5 protein-coding genes are annotated in these 3,469 nt (G+C 63.2%); 2 read left to right on the top strand and 3 right to left on the bottom strand.

Translation table 11 applies throughout. The annotated features are described in order from the left end of the window. Positions 1-281: 281 nt before the first annotated feature. Together WA317_RS07640 and WA317_RS07635 are read right to left on the bottom strand one after the other, a co-directional pair. Complete coding sequence (locus WA317_RS07640) at positions 282-1,112, bottom strand: L,D-transpeptidase (RefSeq protein WP_425172460.1); 831 nt, start codon at positions 1,110-1,112, stop codon at positions 282-284. A gap of 147 nt (positions 1,113-1,259) precedes the next feature. Beyond that, entirely contained in the window at positions 1,260-1,883 is a 624-nt protein-coding gene (locus tag WA317_RS07635; RefSeq protein ID WP_425172459.1) for a TetR/AcrR family transcriptional regulator, read from the bottom strand. Between the two features lie 83 nt (positions 1,884-1,966). Between WA317_RS07635 and WA317_RS07630 the strand changes: the two genes are divergently transcribed. Both WA317_RS07630 and WA317_RS07625 read left to right on the top strand, forming a co-directional pair. Next, positions 1,967-2,686, top strand: a complete 720-nt coding sequence (locus tag WA317_RS07630; RefSeq protein WP_425172458.1) for a DUF899 domain-containing protein — start codon at positions 1,967-1,969, stop codon at positions 2,684-2,686. A 44-nt stretch (positions 2,687-2,730) separates the two neighbouring features. Next, complete coding sequence (locus tag WA317_RS07625) at positions 2,731-3,129, top strand: VOC family protein (RefSeq protein ID WP_425172457.1); 399 nt, start codon at positions 2,731-2,733, stop codon at positions 3,127-3,129. A 34-nt stretch (positions 3,130-3,163) separates the two neighbouring features. Here WA317_RS07625 and WA317_RS07620 read toward each other — a convergent pair. Further along, positions 3,164-3,469: sensor domain-containing protein (locus tag WA317_RS07620; protein WP_425172456.1), on the bottom strand; the 306-nt coding region annotated here is incomplete at its 5' end.

Genomic DNA, 3,469 nt, shown 5'->3' with positions numbered 1-3,469 from the left:
CCCCGGTGCCGGCAGGTGCGCCCGCAGGCGCCGCGGTGCCCGCAGCTGCTCCGGTGGACGCGGCTGGCGCGCCACTGCTGCAAATGGCAGGGACAGGAAAAGGTGTGCCAACCGATCCCGGGCCGGCGCTCACGGCTTTCCCGGTGATCCTCCCCGGGCCGCCGCCGCCACTTCCGTCGCCGGCGCCGGTGGCTGACGCCACGTTGATTTCGGCTACGGCGCCTCTTTCTTCACCCTGTAATCACTGAGCAATGGGAAGCTGCATCCGCCGAGGGAAGGCATCAGCCGACTTTTGCGGGAGTACCTTCTTGCACGATTACCGGATCGCCGATTTTGACATTGTTGAAGTACCACTCGGCATCGGCGGGACTCAGACTGATGCAGCCGTGGCTGACATTTTCGATGCCCATCGACAGAACGGCCCACGGCGCTGAGTGCACATACAGGCCGCGGCCGCTGATACGGACGGCGTCATCCACCGAGAGTCGATAACCCTCGGGGTCGTTGACGGGAATTCCGACGGAGCTCGAATCCATGGTCACCGAGTGGTCTTTGGCCATCACGGCGTAGCGACCAACGGGCGTCGGGAACTGCGGCTTACCCATTGACGCCGGCAGCACACCTTCTTCTCCCCAATGCGGTCGGTGATGCGGAGCTGGTAGTCGAGGCGGCGTATCCGCCGGGACACCGTCGATGCTGACGGTGAAGGTGTGATTCGAGATATCGGCAACGCCCAGGACCCTGGCCCCGGTGTCGAAGTTCGTCGACTGGTCACCCACCGAGAGTGCCACTGTGGTATGCGCCGGCCAGAATCCGTCCGAAACCCATTGCACCACAGTGCTGTCGAGCCACTCATACTTTCCAGTCATCGCGGGCGTCGATTTCACTTCCAAGGCGCGCTCGGCCGCGCGCCGGTTCGCGACAGGCCTGTGGAATGTCACCACCACGGGGTGCGCGACACCCACGACCTGGCCTCGCGCAGGAAGTACCGATGCGATGGTGAAATCGTCGTGCGAAAGCCTCGTCGATGTCAGACGCATTCCAGCCGGATTGGCAACCACCGTCACGGCGATCCCAATCACGACAGCTACAGACCGAATTGCCGCCCGCATCGCTTTTCACCTTTTGACGATGTTCGTTGTCGTTTTGACGATGTTAGGGTTCTCGTGTTGGGCAGGCGTTCACAGCGCCCGGGCGGCTTGATCAAGTTTTCGACACGTTTCGATTACGGCTGGCGAATGCGGAGTATTTCTAGCCGGCTAATCCTGACGAGACAACCCGGCAATGATGTCGTCGACCGTGCGTTGAGCCAGCGAGTCCACGTCACGACGGCTCGTGTCGCGGAGGGGTCCGTGTAGTACCAGTTCGGCGAACCCGTGCACCGCCGACCAGCACGGCCACTCACTGCCGTCGCGTCGCTGGGGCGTCAGCACGCCCGTGTTCACCATGGCGTCGAGCGCCTCGACCAGCGCCCGATACGGGGGCGCGACGTACGTGCCGGTCTGATTATCGAGGACCTCGGTGACACCCGATCCGAAAAAAGCCACCCTGAACCATCCCGGCTCGTCCAGCGCGAAGTCGATGTAGCCCAGGCCGACCGCGCGCAGCTGATTACGCGCCCGCGTCTCTACTGAACCCCGCCGACGTACCGGACTCAGCATGCGCGCGGCCACCCGGTCCTGAATCGCCATTGCAACCGCTCCTAACAGCGCCTCACGGTCGGCGAAGTGACGGTACGCGGCGTTGGGCGAAACACCAACGCGCCGGGTTGCTTCCCGGACGGTTAGGGCCTCCGGACCGCCGACCCGGGTGAGTTCGAGGCCGGCGTCGATCAAAGCCGCACGTAGATCTCCGTGGTGATATCCGATCTTCGGATCGGCCACTCTTGACAACCTCCTCGAGCTGGAGTGTACGGTGTCAACATTATCAATGTGTACGCCGTGAACATCGTTGGTGGAGGTTAATCGTGACAACCCCCGGATTGCCGCCGGTCGTGGATCAGGAGACGTGGCAGCACGAACTGGATGCGCTGCGTGTCCGGGAGAAAGCGGCCACCCGCGAGCTTGACGCGATCGCCGCGCAGCGACGACGGTTGCCGATGGTCGAGATGACCAACGTCATACTCGACGGCGAGAACGGGCCGACGCGTTTGGCCAACGTGTTCGACGGCAGATCGCAGCTCATCACCTATCACCACATGTGGTCCTCGGGCGAGGAATGGCAATGCCCCGGCTGCACTGGCTACACCGCACAGTTCACCCGATTGAAGTTCCTGGACAACTACGACGCTCGCTTTGTCATAGTCACCCAGGGACCCATCGACGAAGTGACCGCCTACAAGCGGCGCGTGGGCAACCGGATGCCGTGGTACAGCACCGCCAAAAACCCGTTCGGCGGCGACGTGGGCGCCCCGCCGGGCGGCCAGTTTGCGCTGAATGTCTTTCTGCGTCAGGATGATCGGGTGTATCGCACCTGGTACACCAACCGCCGTGGAACGGAACAGCTGAGTCACGTCTTCGGGTTGCTCGACGTACTGCCGTACGGGCGCCAAGAACAGTGGCAGGACTCGCCGGACGGCTGGCCGCAGTACCCCACCTACAGCCGTTGGGCGGCCTCACAGGACATCGCACGGGCATACGGAGAGGGGAATGCTGAGCCCGGCGCAGAATCTTTTGTGATGTCCTAACCCCATCCCAGAACATCCAATGACCCCATCCCGGGAGGTGCAAGATGACCAACACGAAAACCGGCCTGACGACGATCAGCCTGGTGTGCGTGCCAACACCCGAGCAAGACAAGGCGGTCGCGTTCTACGAGTCGCTCGGGTTCGAGAAGCGAACAGACCAGCCTTTCGGCGGCGACTACCGGTGGATCGAGGTCTACCCACCTGATGGCACAACCGGCATCGCGCTTGCTCCACCGCCGCCGCAGGGCGGACCGGTGGAGCCGACCGTCACCGGTATCACGCTGAACACCAACGACATCGACGCCACCCACCAGGCGATGACGGAACTCGGCATTGACGTCGATGCACAAGTGTCGCGAATGGGTGGACCGGTCCCGCCGATGTTCTGGTTCCGCGATCCGACCGGGCACACGCTGATGGTCGTGGAGACCTCATCGGCCTAGCTGTGCCGACCGATTCTTGCTAGCGCCGACAGCCCTATTTGTTCACTTTGGCGGCGATCTGGTGAGCGATGTTCACCGAAGTACCGGACGCGTTGCCGTGGCTGCATGTCGAGATGTCGATGGCGACATTGTTGCTCACGGTTAGCGCCCGTTCGCACACTTCGCCGCTACCACCCTGTTCAGTGATGGTGTTGCTCAATGTGCCGCTGGTGTTGGAGATCGGCCCGACGTTCCATTGTCGGCTGGGCTGCCCGGCGGGGGTGCGGGTGAACTGGCGGTTGGAGCAGGCCGGCCAACGCTGCGCCGTGGCGGTGTAGAAGGCGGCCGCTTTGTCCGCGGA

It is taken from the genome of Mycobacterium sp., assembly GCF_049802695.1.
Lineage (GTDB): Bacteria > Actinomycetota > Actinomycetes > Mycobacteriales > Mycobacteriaceae > Mycobacterium.
Note: the sequence above shows the minus strand (reverse complement) of the source record. Positions and strands in the feature narration are given on the sequence as shown.

What these genes read in the sequence shown, in the direction of transcription:
- WA317_RS07640 (WP_425172460.1), bottom strand. Translation starts at nt 1,112, where the DNA reads ATGCGGGCGGCAATTCGGTCTGTAGCTGTCGTGATTGGGATCGCCGTG.
- WA317_RS07625 (WP_425172457.1), top strand. Translation starts at nt 2,731, where the DNA reads ATGACCAACACGAAAACCGGCCTGACGACGATCAGCCTGGTGTGCGTG.